This window comes from Luteimonas campi, assembly GCF_051162505.1.
In the GTDB taxonomy this organism is placed as follows: Bacteria; Pseudomonadota; Gammaproteobacteria; order Xanthomonadales; family Xanthomonadaceae; genus Luteimonas.
Window position 1 is genome coordinate 616,213 of sequence record NZ_JBNWEM010000001.1, and the last position, 23,980, is coordinate 640,192.

At 69.4% G+C, this 23,980-nt stretch carries 19 protein-coding genes and 1 pseudogene; 4 read left to right on the forward strand and 16 right to left on the reverse strand.

From position 1 onward, the window contains the following. Position 1: 1 nt before the first annotated feature. The 6 genes from ACQYVW_RS02790 to ACQYVW_RS02815 form a co-directional block, all read right to left on the reverse strand. Positions 2–1,255, reverse strand: a complete 1,254-nt coding sequence (locus ACQYVW_RS02790) for a sugar ABC transporter substrate-binding protein (protein ID WP_492012002.1) — start codon at positions 1,253–1,255, stop codon at positions 2–4. A gap of 100 nt (positions 1,256–1,355) precedes the next feature. Next, positions 1,356–2,954 (reverse strand): glucoamylase family protein, encoded by a 1,599-nt coding sequence (locus ACQYVW_RS02795; protein ID WP_434945971.1) that lies wholly within the window; start codon positions 2,952–2,954, stop codon positions 1,356–1,358. Between the two features lie 127 nt (positions 2,955–3,081). Beyond that, positions 3,082–6,099 carry a TonB-dependent receptor domain-containing protein gene (locus ACQYVW_RS02800; RefSeq protein WP_434934008.1) on the reverse strand — a complete coding sequence of 1,006 codons (3,018 nt, stop codon included), beginning with the start codon at positions 6,097–6,099 and terminating at the stop codon, positions 3,082–3,084. 109 nt (positions 6,100–6,208) lie between these two features. Further along, positions 6,209–7,219 (reverse strand): LacI family DNA-binding transcriptional regulator, encoded by a 1,011-nt coding sequence (locus tag ACQYVW_RS02805; protein WP_434934007.1) that lies wholly within the window; start codon positions 7,217–7,219, stop codon positions 6,209–6,211. A 91-nt stretch (positions 7,220–7,310) separates the two neighbouring features. After that, positions 7,311–9,593 carry a beta-glucosidase BglX gene (bglX, locus tag ACQYVW_RS02810; RefSeq protein WP_434945972.1) on the reverse strand — a complete coding sequence of 761 codons (2,283 nt, stop codon included), beginning with the start codon at positions 9,591–9,593 and terminating at the stop codon, positions 7,311–7,313. 80 nt (positions 9,594–9,673) lie between these two features. Next, a complete protein-coding gene (locus tag ACQYVW_RS02815) occupies positions 9,674–9,985 on the reverse strand; it encodes a YciI family protein (RefSeq protein ID WP_434934005.1) in 312 nt (103 codons plus the stop codon). Between the two features lie 342 nt (positions 9,986–10,327). On the opposite strand from ACQYVW_RS02815, the gene ACQYVW_RS02820 reads away from it, so the two are divergent. The 3 genes and pseudogenes from ACQYVW_RS02820 (at position 10,328) to ACQYVW_RS02830 (ending at position 13,755) form a co-directional block, all read left to right on the forward strand. Then, positions 10,328–11,230 (forward strand): segregation and condensation protein A, encoded by a 903-nt coding sequence (locus tag ACQYVW_RS02820; protein WP_434934003.1) that lies wholly within the window; start codon positions 10,328–10,330, stop codon positions 11,228–11,230. Between the two features lie 88 nt (positions 11,231–11,318). Further along, positions 11,319–12,254, forward strand: a pseudogene (gene scpB / locus ACQYVW_RS02825) (SMC-Scp complex subunit ScpB); the annotation flags it as partial. A 1-nt stretch (position 12,255) separates the two neighbouring features. Next, the gene (locus ACQYVW_RS02830) at positions 12,256–13,755 is read left to right on the forward strand and encodes a pseudouridine synthase (protein WP_434945973.1); all 1,500 of its coding nucleotides are present in this window, start codon (positions 12,256–12,258) and stop codon (positions 13,753–13,755) included. 269 nt (positions 13,756–14,024) lie between these two features. Here ACQYVW_RS02830 and lolD read toward each other — a convergent pair whose 3' ends face one another. The 9 genes from lolD to ACQYVW_RS02875 form a co-directional block, all read right to left on the reverse strand. Continuing rightward, entirely contained in the window at positions 14,025–14,789 is a 765-nt protein-coding gene (lolD, locus tag ACQYVW_RS02835; RefSeq protein WP_434936271.1) for a lipoprotein-releasing ABC transporter ATP-binding protein LolD, read from the reverse strand. Between the two features lie 4 nt (positions 14,790–14,793). Then, on the reverse strand, positions 14,794–16,047 hold the full coding sequence (locus ACQYVW_RS02840) for a lipoprotein-releasing ABC transporter permease subunit (protein ID WP_434945974.1): 1,254 nt from the start codon (positions 16,045–16,047) through the stop codon (positions 14,794–14,796). 104 nt (positions 16,048–16,151) lie between these two features. Continuing rightward, positions 16,152–16,514 carry a hypothetical protein gene (locus ACQYVW_RS02845; RefSeq protein WP_434945975.1) on the reverse strand — a complete coding sequence of 121 codons (363 nt, stop codon included), beginning with the start codon at positions 16,512–16,514 and terminating at the stop codon, positions 16,152–16,154. Positions 16,515–16,584: 70 nt separating this feature from the next. After that, positions 16,585–16,851: an FAD assembly factor SdhE gene (locus tag ACQYVW_RS02850; RefSeq protein ID WP_434936266.1), complete on the reverse strand. Its 267-nt coding sequence runs from the start codon at positions 16,849–16,851 to the stop codon at positions 16,585–16,587. 136 nt (positions 16,852–16,987) lie between these two features. Continuing rightward, positions 16,988–17,773 carry a succinate dehydrogenase iron-sulfur subunit gene (locus ACQYVW_RS02855; RefSeq protein WP_434936264.1) on the reverse strand — a complete coding sequence of 262 codons (786 nt, stop codon included), beginning with the start codon at positions 17,771–17,773 and terminating at the stop codon, positions 16,988–16,990. 104 nt (positions 17,774–17,877) lie between these two features. After that, positions 17,878–19,668, reverse strand: a complete 1,791-nt coding sequence (gene sdhA / locus ACQYVW_RS02860) for a succinate dehydrogenase flavoprotein subunit (RefSeq protein WP_434936261.1) — start codon at positions 19,666–19,668, stop codon at positions 17,878–17,880. Positions 19,669–19,675: 7 nt separating this feature from the next. After that, a complete protein-coding gene (gene sdhD, locus ACQYVW_RS02865; protein WP_434936260.1) occupies positions 19,676–20,086 on the reverse strand; it encodes a succinate dehydrogenase, hydrophobic membrane anchor protein in 411 nt (136 codons plus the stop codon). After that, positions 20,083–20,478: a succinate dehydrogenase, cytochrome b556 subunit gene (gene sdhC / locus ACQYVW_RS02870; RefSeq protein WP_434936258.1), complete on the reverse strand. Its 396-nt coding sequence runs from the start codon at positions 20,476–20,478 to the stop codon at positions 20,083–20,085. Before sdhC ends, sdhD begins: the two co-directional genes overlap by 4 nt. A gap of 78 nt (positions 20,479–20,556) precedes the next feature. Further along, positions 20,557–20,877, reverse strand: a complete 321-nt coding sequence (locus ACQYVW_RS02875; RefSeq protein ID WP_434945976.1) for a DUF1674 domain-containing protein — start codon at positions 20,875–20,877, stop codon at positions 20,557–20,559. Between ACQYVW_RS02875 and ygfZ the strand changes: the two genes are divergently transcribed. Beyond that, a complete protein-coding gene (ygfZ, locus tag ACQYVW_RS02880; protein ID WP_434945977.1) occupies positions 20,768–21,634 on the forward strand; it encodes a CAF17-like 4Fe-4S cluster assembly/insertion protein YgfZ in 867 nt (288 codons plus the stop codon). The genes ACQYVW_RS02875 and ygfZ overlap by 110 nt on opposite strands. Positions 21,635–21,670: 36 nt before the next feature. On the opposite strand, the gene ACQYVW_RS02885 is transcribed toward ygfZ, so the two are convergent. Continuing rightward, positions 21,671–23,944, reverse strand: coding sequence for a thiamine pyrophosphate-dependent enzyme (locus ACQYVW_RS02885; RefSeq protein WP_434933915.1), 2,274 nt, complete (start codon positions 23,942–23,944; stop codon positions 21,671–21,673). Between the last annotated feature and the right edge of the window lie 36 nt (positions 23,945–23,980).

Consider the following 23,980-nt stretch of genomic DNA (forward strand, 5'->3'; position numbering starts at 1 on the left):
CTCATCGGTCCGCCTCGTGCGCCCGCACCCAGCGGCGCTTCTCCAGGATCGCATCCACGCGCGCATCCAGCTGCCGGACCGCCACATCCTGCGCCTGCCCGCCGCGCACCACGCGCTCGGTGGACAGGCGCATCTCCTGCACGATCCGCTCCCACTCCAGCACCTGCGGCGTGGGCCGCACGCGCTCGAGCTGGTCGCGGAAGGCCCGCGAGAGTTCGTCGCCGGCCAGGGCCGGGTGGGCCCAGGCGCTGCGCCTGGGCGGCAGGTCGCCGATCAGGGCGTGGAAGCGCTGCTGCACGTCGGGCCTGGACAGGAACTCGACCAGTTGCCAGGCCGCGTCCTTGTTCGGCGACGAGCGGAACAGCACCAGGCTGGTGCCGCCAGCGATACCCGCGCCCGGGCCGTCGGGCCCCGGCAGCGGCATCGTGCCCCAGGCACCTGCGAGTTCCGGCGGTTGCCGACGCCGGAACTCGCGGATGTTCCACGGTCCCGACAGGTAGAACGCATACGAGCCGCGGAAGAACTCGTCCCAGACGTTGGAGATCTGCGTCTCCGATACCCGCGGTGCCCAACCGCGCTCGAAGATTCCGGCGTAGAACGCGAGTGCCTTGCGGAAGCCCGGCCCGCTGAAGTTGCCGCGTCCATCGTCCTCGCGCAGCAGCGGATCCCCGGTCTGCAGCGCCAGCGACAGCTGCGGCTCGAACTCGTTGAGCGGCAGCAGCACCGCGTGGCGGCCGGGCGGGCCCGCGCGCACGATCGCGTCCATGGCGCGCTCCCACTCGGCCCATGTGCGCGGCAGCGCGTCGATGCCCGCTTCGGCCAGCAGATCCTTGCGATAGAACAGCAGGCGCGTGTCGACGTACCACGGCACGCCGCGCAGCACCCCGTCGACCACATTCGTGGCCCAGATGCCGGGAAAATAATCGCGCTCGTCGATGATCGCCGAATCGTCCACCCTGCCCTGCACCGGCTCGAGCGCGTCGAGGGTGGCGAACTCGGCGATCCAGGTATTGCCGAGCTGGCAAACGTCCGGCAGCCCGTCCGCGGCGAACGCGGTCAGCAGCTTCTCGTGCGCGGCCGTCCAGGGGATCTGCTGAAGCTCGACACGGATGCCCGGATGCTCGCGCTCGAACTCGCGCAGCAGTTCCGCCACCACCTCGGCCTCCCGGCCCATGGCCCAGAACCGCACCGTGGTCGCGTCGTTCTCGCTGGCGCAGGCAGCGAGCAGCAGCGCCAGCAGCGGCGCGATCAGCATTGGCCAGCGCGATCGCATCGACATCCAGATCCCGTCCCGGGCACGGCGACGCGGCGGGCGCGGTCGCCCGCCGGCATCGCCCCCCATTGTGGCAGACACGCTATTGCGGCGGCGGATCCGATGCACGCGGCTCGGCCGGCGGCTTCTCCTCGTCGCGGTCGCGCGACTGCGCCATGCCGATGTCGCTGGCGGCGGCCGCCTCGGGATCCGGTTCGCCCGAGGTGGTGGGCGCCCCGGGCGGCGCCAGCCAGCCGCCGGTGAAGCCCGCGCGCTCCAGCCCCTTGCGGATATAGGGATTGCCGCGCATCACCTTCCACACGAAATCGTTGCGGTAATTGGCGATCATCGTGAGGATCGGCCCCTGGTCGATGCCGATGTAGTCGCTGGCCACCCAGCCGCGGCCGGGGATCAGGCGCCCGGTCTTGAGCGGCACGTCGTACTTGAAGCTCGGGTTCACCGCGTCGAGGAAGCCGTAACTGGAGTAGAGGTACTCGCCGTAGCGCTCGTACAGTTCCTCGGTGGCGGGGATCACGATCTCCGGTGCGAACGCGATCGACGCGATCGCCGCCGTGGGCGCGATCGTGCCGTCGTCGAAATGGTCCGACAGGCCCGCGCCGCGCGCACTGTAGTGGCGGAACTCGCGCTGCTCGTCCCTGAACTGCTGTGTGGTGCGCTGCGGCCCGTCGCTCGCGGTCAGGCCCCAGATGTTCTGGCCGTAGTCCTCCCAGCCCATCGGGTTCTCGATGGCGTAGGCGCGCTGGGCATAGGTCGCGCGGCGGCTGTTCTCGAAATAGTCGATGCCGCGATTCTTCATGTACTCGTCGCGGATCCCGCGGAAATCGATCCACACGTGCGAATACTGGTGTCCGAAGTGCGGGCCGAAGCTCAGGTACTCCTGCCCCTGGAACACGCCCCAGTCGCGTTCGTAGGTGCGCGTCCACGCCTCCCAGGCTTCCGGCTCGACAGGATGGGTGGGTGAACCCAGTGCCAGGATGTAGACCAGCATCGCCTCGTTGTAGCCGCGCCAGTCGTGGCTGATGAATCCGCGCTCGGGATACCAGCCCATCGAGATCAGCGGCGGCCGCTGCTGCAGCCAGGGCCACTCCACCCGCCGGTAGATGCGGTCGGCCAGCTCGCGGATCTCCACCTCGCGCGCATCGTCGCCGTCGTAGTAGGACTGCGCGAACAGCACGCCCATGATCAGCAGCGCCGTGTCCACGCTCGACAGCTCCACCCAGGACTCGTAGCGCGCCCCGCTCTGCATGTCGAGGAAGTGGTAGAAAAACCCCTTGTGGCCGCTGCGGCCGGTGGCCTGCGGCCCCATCCGCGCACCATCGAGGAACTGCAGCGTCACCAGGGTGCGGTCGACCGCCTGGGTACGGCTGACCCAGCCGTTCTCGATGCCGATTGGATACGCCGTCAGCGAGAAGCCGACCGAGGCGATGCTGGCGAACGGCCGCGACGGAAAGCGGTCGGGCGTGAGCCCGTTGACCTCGTTGGTGGTGTCCCAGAAGAACTGGAAGGTGCGTCGCTCGATGTCGCGGAACAGGGGCGGCAGCTCCGGCGGGCCCGGTGGCTCCTCCGCCTGCGGATCCGGTTCGGGCAGCACGATCTGCGGAATGGGGCCTGGCTTGGGCGGTGCCACCGCGGGCTCGGCCGGGGGCGGCGCATCGCGCTGGCAGGCCGCAAGCGCCAGCATCAGCGCCAGCAGTGGAAGGAATCGAGGAAACGCAGGGCTAGGCATCTTGAGTGGGAATTACTGGAAACGATTTCTTCGCAAGTGAAAAAAAGGCCGGCTGCGCGCGGGCAGCCGGCCCATCGGTTGCTTACCAGCTGAAGCCCATGGTCAGCTTGAACGTCCGCGTCGGGCCGGTGATGCCCAGGCCCGTGCGCTGGCCGAAGTTCGGATCCTGGACCTGATTGACGCCGCGGAAGTTGCCGAAGTCGGCGTAGTTGCGCTCGTTGGTCACGTTGAGGATATCGCCCCGCACGCGGAAACGGATCCCCCCGCCGGTATCCCACTCCTTCTGCGCGGCCAGGTCGAGCTGGAAGAAGTCCTGCTCGTCAAAATAGTAGGTCTCGAAGCGGCCCACGACACTGCAGGCGCCGGGATCGAATCCCTCGAAGCAGGCCAGGCCGTTGTTGCCAGGCGGGCTGGTCCAGGTGACCTTGCCCGAGAGGGTGAGGCCCAGGAAGTCGCCGATGCCGGTCAACACCACCTTGTGCCGGGGGATTCCCGCCGAATGCATGAACGCGACGTTCTCCAGATCCGGATAGTCGAAGGTCAGCAGGTCCGAGTTCTGGCGGTTCTCCTTGGCATCGCTGTAGGTGTAGGCCAGGCCGGTGGCCCAGGGCGAGTCCTGGGTATACGCCTTGTCCAGCGAGATCAGCACCGAATTGAGCCGCGTCTCGACGCCGTTGTCGCCGCGGAAAAAGCGGTTGTAACCCGGCAGGTCCGCGTCCGGCGCGCTGCCGAACACCACGCCGGGTGGGTAGAAGCTGCCGTCCTCGCGCCGGTTGCCGACCGTGAACAGGATGCCGTCGTGGCTGAGGATGTGCTGCAGCGTGACCGACGAATTCCAGTCGTAGCCCAGCATGCCGAACGCATTGCGGATGCCCAGGCTGAACTGGTCGGAGTACGGTGTCTTGAGGTCGTTGTTGAGCAGGAAGACCTCGGCGCCGAAGTTGGTCCCCGGCACGACGAGCGACTCGAGCACACCCGGAGTCAGGTAGGCCGGATCCCAGGCGATGCAGGGCGTACGCGGGCGTTCCGGGTCCGTGCAGTCGTGGCCCGGCGTATTGAAGTTGTACTGGTAGCGCTGGAAGGCCAGCCGGTACTGCTCGTAGGACAGGTAATCGAACTGGTTGCGATTGTAGGAGCGGCCGGCGCCGCCGAACAGCACGTGGCGCTGGTCGCCGGTCAGGTCGTAGGAAAAGCCGAGGCGTGGCGCGAAGCCATCCTTGAACGAATCGCGGTTGCTGCCGTTGCTGATGTAGTTCTCGATGTCGTAGTCCATGTTCGGACGCGCGGCCGCGTACGCGCGCAACCGGCTGGACAGGGTCTCGGGAGTGACGTGCTCCTCGTAGCTGGGGTTCTCCTCGTAATCCCAGCGGATACCGAGATTGAGCGTCAGGCGATCGGTGACTTCCCAGTCGTCCTGGATATAAAGCCCGACCTGGGTCGCATCCGACTCCACCGTCGTGGGGTTGCCGTTGCCTGGCGCGGTGAATTCGACGAAGTAAGGCACCAACGCACCCTGGGCGACGTCGTAGCGGAACTGCGGGCTGTACGGCGTCTGCTCGAAGGCGGTGATGTCGATCTTCTTGTACTTCACGCCCATCTTGATGGTGTGTCCCTCCCAGCCGAAGAAGGTCAGGTCGTTCTGGAACGAATAGCCCTTCTGCCCTTTGCTCTGGTAGTCGGCACCGCCCCCTCCGCGGAGCACGAGCTCCATGTCCGGATTCTCCAGGGTCTCCTCGCCCCGGCGCGGAACGTAGAGTTCGATGCCATTGGCGATCAGCGCTGGCCGCGGCGCGAAATTGGCGTCCTCGTAGGTGAGATGGGCGTCATTGAGCCAGTTGGCCGAGCTGAACTGGTAGCGCAGGTCGGCGCGCGTCTCCTCGCCGGCCTTCAGGGTGGCGCGCTCGGCGAGGTTGGGGCCGTTGCCGACATTGGTCACCTCTTCCTCGTCGCGCCGCTTGAAGGTGAGTTCCACCAGGTGGGCCTCGCCCGGCGTCCAGCTGAGCTTGCCGAAGTACAGATCCTCCTGGAACGGCACCGCCACCGCCTCCCGCGCGGCGGCCTGGAAGGCTGGCGGCAGGTCCTCGACCGCAAACTGGCGCCCTGGGGTGATGGTACGGGGAGAGTTGTACTCCTTGGCCTCGTAGGTCACGAAGAAATGCAGCAGGTCGCGCACGATGGGCCCGCCGAACGCGATCCCGTACTGCTCTTCCTTCGAACGCACCTTGCCGCTGCCGGCCTCCTCCGCCGGCGTCGCCTTGCGCCAGTCGTCGCCGGTGCGGTCCCAGAAGAACTCGCCGCTGAAATCGTTGGTGCCCGAACGCGTGACGGCGGTGATGCCGGCGCTGCTGAGCTGGTCGTACTCGGCCTTGTAGTTGGAGGTGATCACCTTGTACTCGGAGATGCCGAGCTGCGGGAACGGGTTGCCACGGCTCGAGTCCTGGCCGGTGATGCCGCCCTTGAGCACGTAGTCCTTCTGCCCGACGCCGTCGATGAACACGTTGATGCCGCTCGAGAGCTGCGGCCCGCTGCGCAGCGAGGTCGAGCCCTCCGCGCCGGTGCTGAAGGTCACGCCGGGCACGATGTCGGCGAATGCGAGGAAGTTGCGCGAGGCCTGCGGCAGCGATTCGATCTGCCGCTGCGAGACATAGGTCGCGATCTCCGAGGTCTTGGTCTCCACCAGCGACTGCCCGGTCACCACCACCGCATCGAGGTCGGTCGCTTCGCCGGTCGGCCCGGTTTCGGCCACGCCGCCGACGCCGAGGTTGAGGGTGGCGGTCTGGCCGACAGCCACGGTCACGTTCTGCGAGCTGGCCTGGCCATTGGCCTCGACCTGGATGCGGTAGGTTCCCGGGGGCAGGCCCGCGAGGTTGTAGCTGCCGTTGGCGCCGGTCTGCACGCCGCGGGTGAGGCCGGTGGCGAGGTTGGTGGCGGTTACCTGCGCCTGCGCGGCGGGCGTGGAGTCGACCATCACCTGGCCGCGGATGGTGGCGGCGGTGGACTGGGCCAACGCGGGCGCCGACAGCAGCATGCAGCCAGCCAATGCGCAGCTGAGCAGGCTGCGCTCAAGCCTGCGCGACGCGGAGCGGGACTTCGGATTCATCTTGTTGCCCTCCCAGGGCGGTCCTGTCGTCGTTGAGCGGGGGATCGACGCGGCGACGAGCGACGCATCGCTTTTCGACTCTGTAGCGGACGGGTGTCGGGGCGTCACCTCATCCGCCGTGTGCGGACGCCTGGCTCGACCGGCGGATCACCAGTCGCGGTTCCAGCAGTTGCTGGAGCGGTTCCGGTTCCGCCGCCTCCTGCGCGATATCGAGCAGTCGGTGGATGGCGCGTGCGCCGAGCTCGGCGATCTCGACGCGCATGGTCGTTAAGGGTGGGTGTACGTAGCGCGAAAGCGGTATGTCGTCGAAGCCGGCCAGCGCGATGTCGTCCGGCACCCGCAGCCCGCCCTGGTTGAGCGCGAACAGGCAGCCGAGCGCCATCATGTCGTTGGCGGTGAATATCGCGTCCGGAAGCCCTTCCCCATCGAGCAGCGACTGCCCTGCGCGGTGCCCCGAAGCTTCGTCGAAGTCGCCCGGCAGCACCCGGGCCTCGGCCTCGGGCACGAACTGCGTCAGCGCGTCCCGATAGCCGCGCAGGCGCTCCCGGGCATCGAAGTTGTCTTCGGGTCCGGCGATGAACGCGATCCGCCTGTGGCCGCATTCGACGAGGTGGCGCACCATCGCCATCGCGCCACCGTAGTTGTCCACCCCCACCGCTGCCTGCCCGTCCACTGCCAGCGCAGGGTTCATCAGCACCACCGGCATCGGCGGCAGTTCGGCGGCCAGCGCTTCGGCGCCGTCGACGAAGGGAGACATCAGCAACAGCCCGTCCACGCGTCCGCGCATGGTGCGCAGTGCCGCGCCCTGCTCGCGCGGATTGCCGTGGTAGCTCGACACCAGCAGGTGCAGCCCGCGCTCGCGCGCGACCTGGTCGATGCCCCGCATCAGTTCGGAGAAGAATTCGCCGTACAGGTCGGGCAGCACCACGCCGATGGTCTGGGTGCGCCGGCTGCTGAGGCTGCGCGCCGCGTGGTGCGGGCTGTAGCGCAGCTGCTCGGCCACGGCAAGGATGCGCTGGCGCACGTCCGCGGCGACGTTGGGATGGCCGTTCAAGGCCCGGGACACGGTGGCCACCGACACGTTCGCCTGCCGGGCCACGTCCTTGATCGTGATGCTCACCCAGGTTTCCCCCTCGCATGCACAGGCTTGTGGCGGACCGCGAAACGCCCCGACCGGGAGCCGGTGCGCCTGATCGGGGGCCCGGCCCTTCTCACCGGTCCACCACCTCGAAGCGCGCCGACTGCGTCGCCTCCGAACTGCCGCCGACGAAGACGGTGAAGCCGCCCGGCTCGACCACCCGCCGCATCCGCGCGTCGTACAGCGCCATGTCTTCGCTGCCTAGCTCGAACGCGACCTCGCGCGACTCGCCTGGCTGCAGTTCCACCCGCTGGAAGCCGCGCAGCTCGCGCACCGGGCGGGTCACGCTGGCCACGTCGTCGCGCAGGTACAGCTGCACCACCTCGGTGCCGGCGCGCTTGCCGGTATTGGTCACGCGTACGCGCACCTGCTGGCGCGGATCGGCCGCCGACACCTGTGCGCGGCCGACCTGGGGCTGACCGTACTCGAACGTGGTGTAGGACAGGCCGTGGCCGAACGGATACAGCGGCGTCCAGTCCACATCGATGTACTTGCTGGTGAACTTGTTGTCCTTCGCCGGGGGGCGGCCGGTGTTGCGATGCGCGTGGTAGATCGGCACCTGGCCGACGTTGCGCGGCACGGTGACCGGCAGCTTGCCCGACGGGGCCTCGTCGCCGAACAGCAGGTCGACGATGGCGTTGCCGCCCTCCACGCCGGGGAACCAGGCTTCCAGGATCGCCGGCACCTTGCCCTGCAAGGCGCCGATCGACAGCGGCCGGCCGTTGAGCAGCACCGCGACCACCGGCTTGCCGGTCGCGGCCACCGCCAGCGCGAGCTGTTCCTGGACGCCGGGCAGGTCGAGGGAGGTGCGGTTGTTGGCCTCCGCGCTCATCTCGGGATGCTCGCCGAGGAACATCAGCACCGCGTCGGCCTGGCGCGCGGCGCGCACCGCCTCGTCGAAGCCCGAGGTGTCGTCGCCCTCGATGTCGCTGCCCTTGGCCACGACCAGCCGGGTTCCGTCGCCCAGCGCCTCGCGCAGCGCCGCCAGCGGCGTGACCGCATCCTCAGGGCGTCCGATGCCGACCCAGTTGCCGAGCATGCCCCAGGGCTCGTCCGCCAGCGGGCCGATCACCGCCAGCGTGCCCAGCGACTTCGACAGCGGCAGCACCTCGCCCTCGTTCTCCAGCAGCACCATGGACTTCTGCGCCGCCCGGCGCGCGGCGGCACGATGCGCGGGGGTGAGCGTCATCGCCTGCTGGCGTCCGGCGTCCTTGCAGTAGCGGTAAGGATCCTCGAACAGCCCCAGCCGGAACTTGGCGTTGAGCACCCGTCGCACCGAAGCGTCGACTTCGGCCAGCTGCACCCGGCCGGCCTCGACCGCGGCCGGCAGGTCCTGGAGGTAGATCGCGCTGACCATGTCCACATCCACGCCAGCGCGCAGACCGGCGGCGCCCGCGGCCTCGCGGTCGGCGGCGATGCCGTGCGGCATCAGTTCCATCACCCCGGTGTAGTCGCTCACCAGCAGGCCGTCCCAGCCCCACTGTCCGCGCAGCAGGTCCTGGATCAGCGGCCCATGCGCGTGCATCGGGATCCCGCCCACCTCGTTGAACGAGGCCATGATCGACTGCGCGCCGGCGTCCACGGCCGCCTTGAACGGCGGCAGGTAGACCTCGTGGAGGGTGCGCTCGGAGATGTCGGCCACGTCGTAATCGCGCCCGCCCTGCGCAGCACCATAGGCCACGAAATGCTTGGCGGTGGCGAGCATGGTGTCGGGTGCGGCGAGGTCCTCGCCCTGGAAACCGCGCACCTTGGCCGCGGCGAACACCGCATTGAGATAGGGATCTTCGCCCGCGCCCTCGACAATGCGGCCCCAGCGCGGGTCGCGCGCCACGTCGACCATCGGCGCATAGGTCCAGTGCACGCCGTGGGCGGTGGCCTCCACCGCGGCGATCCGCGCCGCCTCGCGCGCGCCATCAGGGTCGAAGCTCGAAGCCTCGCCCAACGGCACCGGGAAGATGGTGCGCATCCCGTGGATCACGTCGTAGGCGAACAGCAGCGGAATGCCCAGCCGCGACTCCTCCACCGCGATCTTCTGCAGCCGGCAGGTCAGCGCGGCACCCTGGGTACCGAGCCAGGAGCCGATCTGGCCCTCGCGCACCTGGTCCTCGCTGCCGGCCATCGCCGCCGGGCCGGTGTTGTTGCCCACGCCCGGGGGCTGGTTGAGCTGGCCCAGCTTCTCGGCCAGGGTCATCCGCGCCATCAGCGCATCGACATAGGCCCGCTCGGCCTCGGGGCTGCCTGCCGACGTACGGGGCGGCGGGGGCGCCGACCAGGCGACGGGGGCCAGCAGCGTCGCAGCCAGCAGGCCCGTGAGGGCCGGCGCCAGGCGCCGATTGGGGGAACAAGAGCGGATCATGAGGAAGCAGACAGCGGGGGAGCACCGAATGTAAACGCTTCCAACCCGCCATGCATGGCACGCCGCAACATGGCGGCGACCTAGATCGCCGGCTGCGGCAGCACCGGGCGGAAGGGACGGACGTCCACCCGCGCATAGACCCCCGCCTCCACATAGGGGTCCGCGTCGGCCCAGGCGCGCGCGGCCTCCAGCGATTCGAACTCCGCGATCACGATGCTGCCGCTATAGCCCGCCGGCCCGGGATCGTCGGCGTCGATCGCCGGGCACGGGCCCGCCAGCAGCAGCCGGCCGGCGTCGCGAAGCGCGGTCAGGCGGGCCAGATGACGGGCACGCGCCGCCATGCGGCGGTCCAGTACCGATTCGCCGTCGTATCCCTCGATCGCATACCACATGCCCGTGCTCCAGACTGACCGGACACGATTCTAGCCGTCGCGATCGCTGGACAGCCCGCCGGCCCTGCGCTTACCCTAGGGAACAGGTTTCGCAGCCGAACGCCGCTCACGTCGCTCAAGGACGCACAGTCGCGGCCCTTCGGCCAGATCCGACGCCCCCTTCGCGGTTTCCTGCCGGCTTCCGGCGTGGCCCGCACGTGGCGGCCGGTCGCAAGACGCTTTGACCAGTGCTGATGTTCCGGACCCGTGCATGCCGGGGATGCGCGTCCGCACGCCCAGCCCTTGGCCGCCCGCGGCGCTGGCACCACACACGCAAGACGGCCCGGAGGGGCCGCACCTCGAATGAGCCAACCCGCCCAGGACAACGCCGCGCAGGCGCACGCCCATCCGCAGCAGCAGGAAATGCCGCTGGCGGTGGTGCATGGCCAGCCGGTGCTGCAGATCCCGCAGGATCTGTACATCCCGCCGGACGCGCTGGAGGTGATCCTCGAGGCGTTCGAGGGCCCGCTCGACCTGCTGCTGTACCTGATCCGCCGCCAGAACCTGGACATCCTCGACATCCCCGTTGCGGAGATCACCCGCCAGTACGTCGACTACATCGGGGTGATGCAGGAGCTGCGTTTCGAACTGGCCGCCGAGTACCTGGTGATGGCCGCGATCCTGGCCGAGATCAAGTCGCGGATGCTGCTGCCGCGGCCGGCCAGCGAGGACGGCGAGGAGGACGACCCGCGCGCGGACCTGGTGCGGCGCCTGCAGGAGTACGAGCGCTTCAAGCAGGCGGCCGAGGACATGGACGCCCTGCCCCGCATGGACCGCGATACCGCGCCCGTGTCGGCCTTCGTGCCCGACCGGGCCGCGATCAGGACCCCGCCGCCGGTGGAACTGCGCGAGATGCTGATGGCGCTGCACGACGTGCTCAAGCGCGCCGAGCTGCTCACCAGCCACGCGATCCGGCGTGACGCGCTGAGCGTTCGCCAGCGGATGGGCGAACTGCTCACCCGGCTGGAGGATGGCGCTTTCCACCGCTTCGAGGGGCTGTTCGACCCGAACGAAGGCCGGCTCGGCGTGGTGGTCACCTTCCTGTCGATCCTCGAGCTGGCCAAGGAGCGCCTGCTCGACGTGGTGCAGGAGGCTCCGCTGGCGCCGATCTACGTGAAATCGCTCGCGCTCGGCCGCGCCGCGGACGAACCGCTGGAGTTCTCCAGCGAATTCGACGACGAGCCTGCGGAGCGTCCGGACAACTGAAGGCCGCTGACCGGCACCACCGCCGCCGACCCGCCCGCCGTCCATCCGTCCCGCGCCATCCACCCATTCCCACCTGCAAGCACTGCCGATGGATCAACCGCTCATCAACCGCATCGTCGAGGCCGCGCTGCTGGCCTCCAGCCAGCCGCTGACGGCCGTCCAGCTGTCCGCGCTGTTCCCGCTCGACGAACCCGCGCCGGATGGCAGCATCCAGACCGCGCTCGAGACGCTGCAGGCCGAGAGTGCGGATCGCGGCGTGGAACTGGTCGAGGTCGCCTCCGGATGGCGCTACCAGGTCAAGGCCGACGTGCACGCCTGGGTCGCGCGCCTGTGGACCGAGCGCCAGGTCAAGTACACCCGCGCCACGCTCGAGACGCTGGCGCTGATCGCCTACCGCCAGCCCATCACCCGCGGCGAGATCGAGCAGGTGCGCGGCGTGGCCACCAACAGCAACATCATCAAGGCCCTGGAAGAGCGCGAGTGGATCCGCGTGGTGGGCCACCGCGACATGCCCGGCCGCCCCGAACTGCTAGGCACCACCAAGGCCTTCCTCGACTACTTCGGCCTCAAGCGCCTGGACGAGCTGCCGCCACTGTCCGAGTTGAAGGACTTCGGCGAGCTGGAGCCGCAGCTCGAGTTCGAGGGCGAACGCGCCGTCGGCGGGATCGCCGCCGCGGATGCGGATGCGCCCGGCGATGACGATGCCGCCGGGGGCGATCGCGCCAGCGGCCAGGATCTCGCCGCCAACGATGCCGAAACCGTCGACGGCGACACCTCCGGCGACCCGGCCGCGCTCGACCACACCGACAGCCAGGACCCCGCTGCGTCGACCGACGACGCGGGCGTGGACGCTGCCGACACGCAGGACGCGGGCACGATCGACCAGGACGTTTCCGACGCGCCCGACCACGACGGCGACGACGCCGGCCACAACGACGATTCTCCCCACCACCCCGACGGCAACGATGCCGCGGCCGACCAGCAGGACGCCCTCGCCGACGACGGCGACAGCACCCGGAGCACTCATGAGTAAGCAACACCCCCCCGCCAGCCGCAAGCTCTCGCTCAAGCGCAGCGAAGACAAGGTGGCCGACGCGCCGCGTCTCGAAGAACGCCTGCACAAGGTGCTGGCCCAGGCCGGGCTCGGTTCGCGCCGCGCGCTCGAACAGCGGATCGCCGACGGCCTGGTCAAGGTCAACGGCGAGGTCGCGCAGACCGGCATGTCGGTCAAGGGCGGCGACCGCATCGAGATCGACGGCCGCCAGTTCGTGGCCAGCGCGCTGACCGAGCCGGCGCGCGTGCTGATGTACAACAAGCCCGAGGGCGAAGTCACCACCCGCGAGGATCCCGAAGGCCGGCCGACGATCTTCGAATCCCTGCCCGCGCTCAAGGGCGCGCGCTGGATCGCGATCGGCCGCCTCGACATCAACACCACCGGCCTGCTGCTGCTCACCACCGACGGCGAGCTGGCCAACGCCATGATGCATCCCTCGTTCGAGATCGAGCGCGAGTACGTCTGCCGCGTGCGTGCGCCGGAGGGCGAGGAGACGGTGTCGGAGAAGATCGTCGACCGGCTCGCCCGCGGCGTCGCGCTGGAGGATGGCCCGGCCAAGTTCGACGAGATCAAGCGCATCGGCGGCACCGACTCCAACGAATGGTTCCAGGTGCTGCTCAAGGAAGGCCGCAACCGCGAGGTGCGCCGGCTCTGGGAATCGCAGGGCTGCCAGGTCAGCCGGCTCAAGCGCGTCCGCTACGGCAGCGTGGCGCTGCCGCAGACGCTGCTGCGCGGCCAGTCGCTGGAACTGGCCGATGCGCAGGTCGAGACGCTGCGCAAGGACCTCAAGCTCGAGGAAGGCCCGCCGCCGGCGCTGACCCTGCTGCCGGTGATCGGCCAGCGCAAGGCGGCCAGGTCGACCGTGCACGTGGGCGGCGACCGCCGGCCGCAGGGCTACGTCAATGGGCACAACACCGCCGACGAAGGCCGCGAACTGCGTCGCTTCGACCATGTGCGCGAGGATCGGCGCGGCCGTGGTGGCAAGAAGCCGCACGGCGGGCTGACCGTCAGCGGCGAACAGGCCGCCAAGCAGTCGCAGAAGCCGTTCAAGCAACGCACCCAGAAAGGTCCCAAGCCGCTGCCGGACGGCAATCCGGCGGCGTTCCGCACCTGGTACGTGCCCGATGGCGTGGACACCGGCCCCGCCGGACACCGCAATGCCGATGGCCGCGGCCCGCGCAAGCCCGGTCCCGGCAAGAAGCGCACCGGTCCGGGTGGCGGCGGCGCCGGGCGCAATCCGCAGGGGCGCAGCCAGGCCGCGCATCCCTACGGTCATCCGGGCGGCGCGATGAGCTTCCCGTCCGACCACGCCTCGCCGGGCCACAACCCGAACGCCGCGCGCCCGCGTGGCCCGCGTCCGGGTGGCGACAACCGGCCGAAGGGTCCGCGTCCCGGCGGTGGCCGCGGGCCGGGCGGCGGTGGCCGTGGCCCTGGTGGCGGAAACCGCGGACCGCGGGGCGGAAACCGCTGAGATCGATGCCACCCGCCGCCACGGCGTCGGGTGGCTGGCGGTCCGCGTCGGACGCGGGCGTGCATCGTCGGGTGGCTCGGGGCATCGATCGCCACCATTGCGCGAGGCATCCCGCATGCCGGCGACCCTGGTCCATGAGTCCGGACGCATCGTCGGCAGGCGCAAGCCTGCCGGCATTTCAGGCTCATTGAGCACGCACGCCGTGCTGCGGTCGGAATGGCCTCGATGGCGGCCGCGGCACCCAAGCGCGCCCTCGCAGGCGCGCCGCCTTAGACCGCGTCGCGCGCGACTTCCCGCAGCCGGCCTTCGTGCAGTTCCACCACGCGGTCGAGCTTGCGCGCCAAGCGACGGTCGTGGGTGACCAGGACCAGGCTGGTGCGCTGCGCGCGGTTGAGCTCGAGCATCAGCTCGAACACGGTGGCCGCGGTCCGCTCGTCGAGGTTGCCGGTCGGTTCGTCGCCGAGCACGCAGGCCGGCCGGTTGACGAGGGCGCGCGCTACCGCGGCGCGCTGGCGCTCGCCACCGGAGAGTTCGCCAGGCTTGTGCTCGATGCGGTGCCCCAGGCCTACGGACTCCAGCAGGTCGCGTGCCCGCGCCGCCGCGGCCTCCGTTGCGGCGCCGCCCAGCAGCAGCGGCAACATCACGTTTTCCAGCGCCGTGAATTCCGGCAGCAGGTGGTGGAACTGGTAGACGAACCCCAGCGCGCGGTTGCGCAGCTGGCCGCGGGCCGCGTCCGACAGCGCGCTCATCTTCCGCCCCGCCACGTAGACCTCGCCTGCGGTCGGCGTGTCCAGCCCACCGAGCAGGTGCAGCAGGGTGCTCTTGCCGGCACCCGAGGCGCCGAGGATCGCGACGGTCTCGCCGGCATCCACCCGGAAATCAAGGCCGTCGAACACCGGGGTGCGCATCTTGCCCTCGGCATAGGTCTTGCCGAGCGCTTCGGCCCGGATCACGGCCGGATCCACGCCCTGCACCTCGCCGTAGGCGCCCTGCGCGGCCGCCCTGCCGTCCGTCGCGCCCGGGCTCTGCTGCATGCGGTCATTCATAGCGCAGGGCCTCCGCCGGCGCCGTGCGCGCCGCGCGCCAGGCGGGATAGATGGTGGCCAGGAACGCCATCAGCAGGGCCACGGCCGCGATCACCGCCACGTCGCCGGACTGCAGGTCGATCGGCAGGCCGGTCACGTAATAGACGTCCCCGGGCATCAGCACGATGTCGAACGCGCGCTCGATCGCGCGCAGGAGGTGTTCGAGGTTGAAGGTCAGCACCAGCCCGCCGATCACGCCGGCCACCGTGCCGATCAGCCCGATCAGCGTGCCCTGCACCACGAACACCTGCATCACCCCGCCCGGGGTAAGCCCGAGCGTGCGCAGGATGGCGATGTCGGCCAGCTTGTCTGTCACCAGCATCACCTGCGAGCTGAGCAGGGAAAAGGCGCCCATCAGGATGATCAGCGACAGCAGGATGCCGATCATGGTCTTTTCCAGCTTGAGCGCGCGGAACATGTTCGCGTTCTCCATGCTCCAGTCGCTGACCCGGTAGTAGCTGCGGTTCTCGGCGGCGAGCGCCTGCGCCAGGTCGGCGGCCACATCCCAGGCCTGGTCCATGTCGTGCAGCTTCAGGCGCACGCCGGTGACGCCGTCGCCCATGCGCATCAGCCGTTGGGCGTCCAGGATATTGACCACCGCCAGTCGCCGGTCGAAGTCCTGGTAACCGGCCTCGAAGATCCCGCTGACGGTGAAGCGCTTGAGCTGCGGCACCGCGCCCATCGGCGTGACCTGGAAGTCGGTGGTCACCACGACCTTGTCGCCCACGCGCGCGCCCAGCCACTGCGCCAGTTCCTTGCCGAGCACGATGTTGAACGTGCCCGGCGCGAGATCGGACAGCGCGCCCTGCACCATCCACTCCGCCAGGTCGGAGACCTGGGCCTCGTCCTGGGGCGATACGCCGCGGATCGCGGCGGGTTCCTGGCGCGCGCCGCGCAGCAACGCCTGGGTATCGATGTAGGGCGCTGCGCCGGACACGCGCGTATCGCGCTTGGCGACCTCGACCGCATGCGGCCATTCGCGCATGGCCTCGCCGTCGGCGCTGACAGTGGCGTGCGCGACCATGCCCAGCATGCGGTCCTTGATCTCGCGCTGGAACCCGCTCATCACCGCCAGCGTGGTGATCAACACCATCACGCCGATCGCGATGCCGAGGATCGAGGCCAGGGAAATGAAGGAGATGAAGCCGTTGCGGCGCTTGGCACGCAGGTAGCGCAGGCCGATGGCGACGGGGACGGGCTTGAACATGCGCTCAGCGTGCCTGCGCGCGACGGGCGCGATGCCTGGACCCGGCGTGTCGGAACAGTCGCGGCTTGGGCGGCATCGGCGGATTCTCGTCGCTGAACGGGCGCCTATGGTGCCATCGAAGCCCCGCCGCGGGCATGCCGCGAAACCGGCGCGGCCAGTCGCAGTTCACGTCTCGATGCCGGCGGCAACGTGTCGGGCCACCAGGCGCGGTGATGGCGCCGACCGCGGGCATCACGCCAGCTGGCAAAGGCCAGCGGACCGCGCCACTGCAGGGCGAAGCCGGCGGCCGGCTGGTCGTCCACCCTCGGTGCCGCACCCGGGCAGAACACGAAGACCAGTGCGGGGCGCTGGCACTCGCGTCGCCACAGCCACAGACCGCAGGCGCAGGCGGACACCGCCGCCGGCCAGGCCACGCCACCCGGCAAGTCGGACAGCAGCAGCGAAGCGGCTGCCAGAAGCCCCAGCAACAGCAGACTGCTGGTCAGCCAGCGCGACGGGCGCCAGGCGATCCGGGCCGCACCCGCGCAGGCAGCCGGCTCAGGCAGGCGGGAGCGCGCGGATCCGGCGGACGAGCGCGTCGAGTTCGGCATCGCTGGCGGCCTCGTGGCCCATGAACCAGTGCCAGAGCCTATCGTCCTCGCAGTCCAGCAGCCGTAGGAAAACGCCGCGTTCGGCTTCGGAGGCTGCCGCCCATTCGCGGTCGACCCAGCGCTCGAACAACTGGTCGAGTTCGCGCATGCCGCGCCGGCAGCGCCAGCGGATTCGGCGCAGCTCGGCGGCGTCGGCGTCAGTGTCTGGAGTCATCGGTCACGTCGATGCGGCGGCAGCGCAGGCGGGAAGCGCGGCGAAGGAAAGGACCGGGTGTCTGCCCGCGCTGCGGGCCGGCGACCATGCGGGAGAAACGCCGTCGCGACTCACGCCGGCGCTTCTCGCCCCACACTCAACCGTGCCGGGCCAGCATCAACTGCTTGATCGAACCGATCGCCTTGGCCGGGTTGAGGCCCTTGGGACAGGTGCGTGCGCAGTTCATGATGGTGTGGCAGCGGTAGAGCTTGAACGGATCCTCCAGATCGTCCAGGCGCGCGCCGGTGTCCTCGTCGCGGCTGTCGACGATCCAGCGGTAGGCCTGCAGCAGGATCGCCGGGCCCAGGTAGCGCTCGCCATTCCACCAGTAGCTCGGGCAGGCGGTGCTGCAGCAGGCGCAGAGGATGCACTCGTACAGGCCGTCGAGCTTGTCGCGGTCGGCCGGCGCCTGCAGGCGTTCGCGGTCCGGCGGCGGCGCGCTCTGGGTGCGGATCCACGGCTTGATCGAAGCGTACTGCGCGTAGAAGTGCGTGAGGTCGGGCACCAGGTCCTTGACCACGCTCATGTGCGGCAGCGGATAGACCGGCACCTCGGACTTCTTGCAGTCGTCGATGGCGCGGGTGCAGGCCAGCGTGTTCGTGCCGTCGATGTTCATCGCGCACGAACCGCAGATGCCCTCGCGGCAGGAACGACGGAAGGTCAGGGTCGGGTCGATCTCGTTCTTGATCTTGATCAGCGCGTCCAGGACCATCGGCCCGCACTTGTCGAGGTCGACCTCGTAGGTGTCGGTGCTCGGGTTCTGGCCGTCGTCCGGGTTCCAGCGGTACACCTTGAAGGTGCGCACGCGCTTGGCGTCCGCCGGCGCCTTGAAGTGGCGCCCCTTGCGGACCGTCGAGTTCTTCGGGAGGGTGAATTCAGCCATTTTTGAGGTCCGGGATTCGGAATTGGGGATTCGGGATTCGGAAGAGCGGAGTTCGCGTCGGATGGCAGTCGCGAATCCCCAATCCCGAATCTCCAATCCCGGCTCTAATACACGCGCGCTTTGGGCGGCACGACCTCGACTTCGTCGTCGAGGGTGTACATGTGCACCGGACGGTAGTCGATGCTGGTATTGCCAGCCTCGTCCGCCCAGCACAGCGTGTGCTTGTGCCAGGTCTCGTCGTCGCGATCGGGGAAGTCCTCGCGGGCATGGGCGCCGCGCGATTCCTTGCGGTTCTCGGCCGAGGTGATGGTCACCAGCGCCTGGCCCAGCAGGTTCTGCAGTTCCAGCGTCTCGATCAGGTCCGAGTTCCACACCAGCGAACGGTCGCTGACCTTGACGTCGGCGAAGGAGGCGTGGATGTCGCGGATCTGCTTCACGCCCTCCTCCAGCGTCTCCTGGGTGCGGAACACCGCGGCATGCGCCTGCATCGAGCGCTGCATGTTGTCGCGGATCACCGCCGTCGGCGTATCGCCCTTGGCATTGCGCAGCCGGTCGAGGTTGGCGATCGCCTTGTCGGTGGCGTCGCCGGCCAGGCGCTTGTGCGGCTGGTTGGGCTTGATCGTCTCGGCGCAGCGGTTGGCCACCGCGCGGCCGAACACCACCAGGTCGAGCAGCGAGTTCGAGCCCAGGCGGTTGGCGCCGTGCACCGACACGCAGGCCGCCTCGCCGATCGCGTACAGGCCGGGAACCACCGCATCCGGGTTGCCGTCCTTCAGCTGCACCACTTCGCCGTGGTAGTTGGTCGGGATACCGCCCATGTTGTAGTGCACGGTCGGGATCACCGGGATCGGCTGCTTCTCCACGTCGACGCCGGCGAAGATCTTCGCGCTCTCGGCGATGCCCGGCAGCTTCTTGTGGATGTCGGCCGGGTCGAGGTGGGTCAGGTCGAGGTGGATATGGTCCTTGTGCTCGCCGACGCCGCGACCCTCGCGGATCTCGATCGTCATCGAGCGGCTGACCACGTCGCGCGAGGCCAGGTCCTTGGCGTTGGGCGCATAGCGCTCCATGAAGCGCTCGCCGTTGCTGTTGCGCAGGATGCCGCCCTCGCCGCGCACGCCCTCGGTGATCAGGCAGCCGGCGCCATAGATTCCGGTCGGATGGAACTGCACGAACTCCATGTCCTGCAGGCCCAGGCCCGCGCGCAGCGCCATGCCGCCGCCGTCGCCGGTGCAGGTGTGCGCCGAGGTCGCGGAGAAGTAGGCGCGGCCGTAGCCGCCGGTCGCCAGCACCACGCCGTGGGCGCGGAACAGATGCAGGGTGCCCTCGGCCATGTCGATGGCGAGCACGCCCTTGCAGGCGCCCTCCTCGTCCATGATCAGGTCGAGCGCGAAGTACTCGATGTAGAACTCGGCCTGGTGCGCCAGCGACTGCTGGTACAGCGTGTGCAGGATGGCGTGGCCGGTGCGGTCGGCGGCGGCGCAGGTGCGCTGGGCGGTGCCCTTGCCGTAGTGCGTGGTCATGCCGCCGAACGGGCGCTGGTAGATCTTGCCCTCCTCGGTGCGCGAGAACGGCACGCCCTGGTGCTCGAGCTCGATGATCGCCGGGATCGCCTCGCGGCACATGTACTGGATGGCGTCCTGGTCGCCCAGCCAGTCGGAGCCCTTGATGGTGTCGTAGAAGTGGAAGCGCCAGTCGTCCTCGCCCATGTTGCCCAGCGCGGCGGAAATGCCGCCCTGCGCCGCGACGGTGTGCGAGCGGGTCGGGAAGACCTTGGTGATGCACGCGGTCTTGAGGCCCTTGTGGGCCAGGCCGAAAGTCGCGCGCAGGCCGGCGCCGCCGGCGCCGACGACGATCATGTCGTACTTGTGTTCAACGATCTTGTAAGCGGAGGTCATCGCAGGCTCAGCCGGAGAAGGCGATGCGGGAGATCGCATACAGCGAGGCGATGGCGCCCAGCCCGCACAGGAAATTGTTGAGGAAGTGCGCGGTGATCTCGAGCGCGCGCGTATGCACGTAGTCCTCGATCACGATCTGCAGGCCGAGCTTGGCGTGCCAGAACATGCTCACCAGGAACACCGCGAAGATGATGGTGTTCCAGGGCCGCGCGATGATGCCGCGCGCGGTTTCCAGGTCGGCGCCGACCAGGGTCACCAGCGTCCAGACGAACCAGATCGCCAGCGGTGCCAGCACGATCGCGGTCACCCGCTGCGTCCAGAAATGATCGGTCCCCGACTTGCCCGAACCCAGCCCGCGTGCGCGCTTGAGCGGCGTACGGTACGGCGCCGCGCGCGAAGTCTCGCCACCACCGCTCATGCCGCACCCCGCAAGCCGAAGAACCAGATCAGGCCGGTCAGCGCGAAGCCGACCACGAACACGGCGATGCCGGAGGCATACACCTTGGGAATCTCGTAGCCCCAGCCGGCGTCCCACAGCAGGTGACGGATGCCGTTGAGCAGGTGGTAGACCAGCGCCAGGGTGAAACCGAACAGGAACAGCATGCCCAGCGGGGAGGCCCACTGGCGCGAGGCGAATTCGTAGGCCTCGCCGCCGATCGCGATCGAGAGCAGCCACCACACCAGGGAAATGCCGCCGAGCGCCAGCGAAATGCCGGTGACCCGGTGCAGCAGCGACATCACCGAGGTCAGCTGGAAACGGTATGTCTGCCCCAGCATGAAGGGCGACAGGGGACGATTGGGCTTTGCCATTGCTGGCGGTTCTCCTGGCTGGCGGCGGGGCCGCGTGGCTGGATCGGGCTGGCCGATCAGGCCCGGCCCCGCATGGAATCAGAAATCGATGCAGCGGCCGTTCTTTTCCCAGTCTCCGTACCGGGTCGGGTCGGGGCCGTCGCGGCCACCGAACTCCGGCACCCCTGGCGACTGCGGCTCCGCGCCCGGAGGCGGACCGGCGGCGGCAGGCTCCGCATCGGGGCCTCCAGTGACCGGTTCGCCTAAGATGTCCTGGCTTTTCACCAGTGAAAGTTTAAGTCCCGCGCCCATGTCCGACAAGCCAACGCTTACTCCCGACACTTTTTTCGCCATTTCCGGCTGGTCCGCGATCCGCCTGGCTGGCAGCGATGCGTCGCGTTTCGCGCAGGCGCAGTTCATGGGGGACGTGGAGGCACTCGCGGCGGGACACTGGCACTGGAATGGCTGGCTGACGCCCAAGGGCCGCCTGATCGCCCTGTTCGCCCTGATGCGGCTGCAGCCCGACAGCCTGCTCCTGCTGCTGGCCGATGCCGAGCCGGGAGACTTCGTGGCAGCGCTGTCGCGTTACGTGTTCCGGAGCAAGCTGCGCATCACGCACGACGCGGAACTGGCGATCAGCGGCCGTTTCGGCGCGCCGGAGGTGGCGTCCGGTTCGGCATGGGCCGGGGCGGCCGCGCCCACGGACCTGCAGCTCGACCTCGGCGGCAGCGGCGGTGCGCGCACGCTGGCGGTGTCGGCCCGGCAGGCGCCCGAGGACCCGGAGGCGGCCGCCCGCTGGCGCGAGGCCGACCTGGCGCACGGGCTGCCGCGGCTGGACCCGGGGCAGGCCTCGCAATGGACGCCCCAGCAGCTCTCGCTCGAACGCCTGCGCGCGTACAGCGTCAAGAAGGGCTGCTACCCCGGACAGGAGATCGTGGCGCGCACCCATTTCCTCGGCCAGGCCAAGCGCGGTCTGGTGCGCCTTGGCGCCGACGGCGCCATCCCCCCCGCCCCGCTTTGCGATGCCCAGGCGCCGGAACGGGGAATCGGCACGATCGTCAGCACCGCAGGCACCGAAGCCCTGGCGGTGATGCCGCTGGACGCGGGCGACGGGCCGTGGCTGGCCGCGGGCGTCGAATGCCGGCCCCTGCCGCTACTCGAGGGGCTGGCGCGCTGACCCCTGCGACGCGCGCCGGCCACGGCTGGCCGTGCCTCAGTCCGCCAGTGCGGCGGCCGCCGCGACGATCTCCTCGTCCGAGGGAATGACCAGGAAGGCCGCGCCCGCCAGTGGCGTGAAGGTGTCCGCCCCGACCACGCGGCGCAGCGGCTTGTCGCCGAACCCGGCTTCCGCGATCGCGGTGATGATGCCCTCGCCCACGCCGGCGCTGCGGCGGCCCTCGTCGACGACCAGGATGCGGCTGCAATCGGCGGCATGGCGCGCGATGGCCGCGTCGTTGAGCGGCACCAGCCAGCGCAGGTCGACCACCCGCACCTTCCAGCCCTGCGCCTGCTCGATGCGGCGCGCCGCGCGCAGACTCATCGGCACGCCGTTGCCGAAGGTCAGGATGACGAGGTCGGAAGCTTCCGGGTCGTAGACACGCTCCTCTCCCAGCTCCATCGCCTGCCCGGGTTCCGGGTACGCCGTCAGCCAGCCGCCGTCGCCCGGCTCGTGCAGGTCCTTGGTCATGTACAGCGCGATCGGCTCAAGAAAGGCGCAGACGCGCCCGTCCACCTTCGCCAGCGCCACCAGGGTACGCAGCATGGTGGCCGCATCGTCGCCGCGGCTGGGACAGCCGACCACCAGGCCGGGGATGTCGCGCAGCGCGGTGATCGAATTGTCGTTGTGGAAATGGCCGCCGAAACCGCGCTGGTAACCGAGCGAGGCGATGCGCATCACCATCGGGTTGCGGTACTGGCCGTTGGAGAAGAACTGCAGGCTGGCCGCCTCGCCGCGGATCTGGTCGCAGGCGTTGTGGAAATAGGCCAGGTACTGGATCTCCGGCAGCGGCAACAGGCCCATGTTGGCGTAGCCCTGGGCCAGACCGAGGATGATGGTTTCGTCGAGCAGGGTATTGAACACGCGGCGCGGGCCGAAGGCCTTCTGCAGGCCCTTGGTCACCGTGTACACGCCACCCTTCTGCGCCACGTCCTCGCCGAATAGCAGCGTCTCGGGATACTTGGCGAACAGGTCGTGCAGGGCGGCATTGATCTGCAGCGCCAGATGCCTGGGCGGCAGGCGTTCGGGCAGCTTCGCCTCGCCGCCGAAAGCCTGCGCTCGGCGGTCCGCATAGTCGGCACGGGAGGCTTCTGCACGCACCGCGTCCGGCGTGTACGGCGCCAGCGGCGCCATCACCTCCTCCAGCGAGGCCAGGCGCGGGCGCCGGTCGGCCTCCTCGGCCGCGGCGAAGCACTTGCCGCGGGTGTCCTCGTACAGCGCCAGCACCTCGTCCTTCGACATCAGCCCGGATTCGAGCGCGATGGCGGCCGAGCGCAGCAGCGGATCGGTCGCCTCCACCGCGCACAGCTCCGCGATGTTGCGCCACTCGATCTCGAAGTCGGTGCCGGCGTGGCCCATGATGCGCGTGGTGCGCAGGTGCAGGAAGGTCGGGCGGCGCGTGCGGCGGCAATGTTCGACCGCGCGCTGCACGTCGGCATAGCCGTTGGCCAGGTCGAGGCCGTCGGCATAGAAGTAATCGAGGTCTGGACGCTGCGCGAAATTGCGCGCCACCCAGCCGTCGGGCGTCTTCACCGAGATGCCGATGCCGTTGTCTTCGCACACGAACAACACCGGCGCCGGCAGCTTCTGGTAGGCGGTCCAGGCCGCGGCGTTGAACGCAGTCTGCGCGGTGGCGTGGTTGCTGGAGGCATCGCCGAAGGAACAGATCGCGATGCTGTCGTCCGGGATCGGTAGCCCATGGCCGATGCGGCGCGCCTGCTCGATCGCCACCGCGGTGCCGAAGGCCTTGGGCAGGTGCGAGGCGATGGTCGAGGTCTGCGGCAGCACCCACAGCGGCTTGCTGCCCCAGACCTTGTGGCGGCCGCCGCTGGCCGGGTCTTCCTTGCTGGCCGCGAACGACAGCGCCGAGTCCATGACCGGATCCATGCCCGGCAGCTTGCGGAAGCGCTCGGCCATGAAGCCGCCGCTGCGGTAGTGCAGGAAGGCCGGATCGGTGTGCCGCGTCAGCCGCGCCACCATCGCGTTGCCCTCGTGGCCGCTGGAACCGATGGTGTAGAAAACCTTGTTCTGCACCCGCAGCACGCGTGCCATCAGGTCCAGATGGCGACTGATGAGCTGGGATTCGAACAGTTCACGGAAGCTGCGCGCATCCAGTGCGCTGCCCTCCAGGATCGCCTCGCCGTCGGCGGGCCTGGCATCGGTGCGCCCGCTCCAGCCGCGCACGAACTCCTGGAAGTTGACGTCGCAGATCTCGGCGCGGTTGAGGCCCTTCATTCGGGCCGGGATCGGATCGGGAACGGTCGTGAACATGCAGTGTCTTCGCAGGGGACGGGTGGGCCCGGCCGG

Bases quoted from the DNA above. Each gene is read 5' to 3' on its own strand.
- ACQYVW_RS02790 (WP_492012002.1), bottom strand. From the start codon at position 1,255: ATGCTGATCGCGCCGCTGCTGGCGCTGCTGCTCGCTGCCTGCGCCAGC.
- ACQYVW_RS02795 (WP_434945971.1), bottom strand. From the start codon at position 2,954: ATGCTGGCGCTTGCGGCCTGCCAGCGCGATGCGCCGCCCCCGGCCGAG.
- ACQYVW_RS02800 (WP_434934008.1), bottom strand. From the start codon at position 6,099: ATGAATCCGAAGTCCCGCTCCGCGTCGCGCAGGCTTGAGCGCAGCCTG.
- bglX (WP_434945972.1), bottom strand. From the start codon at position 9,593: ATGATCCGCTCTTGTTCCCCCAATCGGCGCCTGGCGCCGGCCCTCACG.
- ACQYVW_RS02815 (WP_434934005.1), bottom strand. From the start codon at position 9,985: ATGTGGTATGCGATCGAGGGATACGACGGCGAATCGGTACTGGACCGC.
- ACQYVW_RS02820 (WP_434934003.1), top strand. From the start codon at position 10,328: ATGAGCCAACCCGCCCAGGACAACGCCGCGCAGGCGCACGCCCATCCG.
- ACQYVW_RS02830 (WP_434945973.1), top strand. From the start codon at position 12,256: ATGAGTAAGCAACACCCCCCCGCCAGCCGCAAGCTCTCGCTCAAGCGC.
- lolD (WP_434936271.1), bottom strand. From the start codon at position 14,789: ATGCAGCAGAGCCCGGGCGCGACGGACGGCAGGGCGGCCGCGCAGGGC.
- ACQYVW_RS02840 (WP_434945974.1), bottom strand. From the start codon at position 16,047: ATGTTCAAGCCCGTCCCCGTCGCCATCGGCCTGCGCTACCTGCGTGCC.
- ACQYVW_RS02850 (WP_434936266.1), bottom strand. From the start codon at position 16,851: ATGACTCCAGACACTGACGCCGACGCCGCCGAGCTGCGCCGAATCCGC.
- ACQYVW_RS02855 (WP_434936264.1), bottom strand. From the start codon at position 17,773: ATGGCTGAATTCACCCTCCCGAAGAACTCGACGGTCCGCAAGGGGCGC.
- sdhA (WP_434936261.1), bottom strand. From the start codon at position 19,668: ATGACCTCCGCTTACAAGATCGTTGAACACAAGTACGACATGATCGTC.
- sdhD (WP_434936260.1), bottom strand. From the start codon at position 20,086: ATGAGCGGTGGTGGCGAGACTTCGCGCGCGGCGCCGTACCGTACGCCG.
- sdhC (WP_434936258.1), bottom strand. From the start codon at position 20,478: ATGGCAAAGCCCAATCGTCCCCTGTCGCCCTTCATGCTGGGGCAGACA.
- ygfZ (WP_434945977.1), top strand. From the start codon at position 20,768: ATGTCCGACAAGCCAACGCTTACTCCCGACACTTTTTTCGCCATTTCC.
- ACQYVW_RS02875 (WP_434945976.1), bottom strand. From the start codon at position 20,877: ATGAACTGCGCCTGCGCGAAACGCGACGCATCGCTGCCAGCCAGGCGG.
- ACQYVW_RS02885 (WP_434933915.1), bottom strand. From the start codon at position 23,944: ATGTTCACGACCGTTCCCGATCCGATCCCGGCCCGAATGAAGGGCCTC.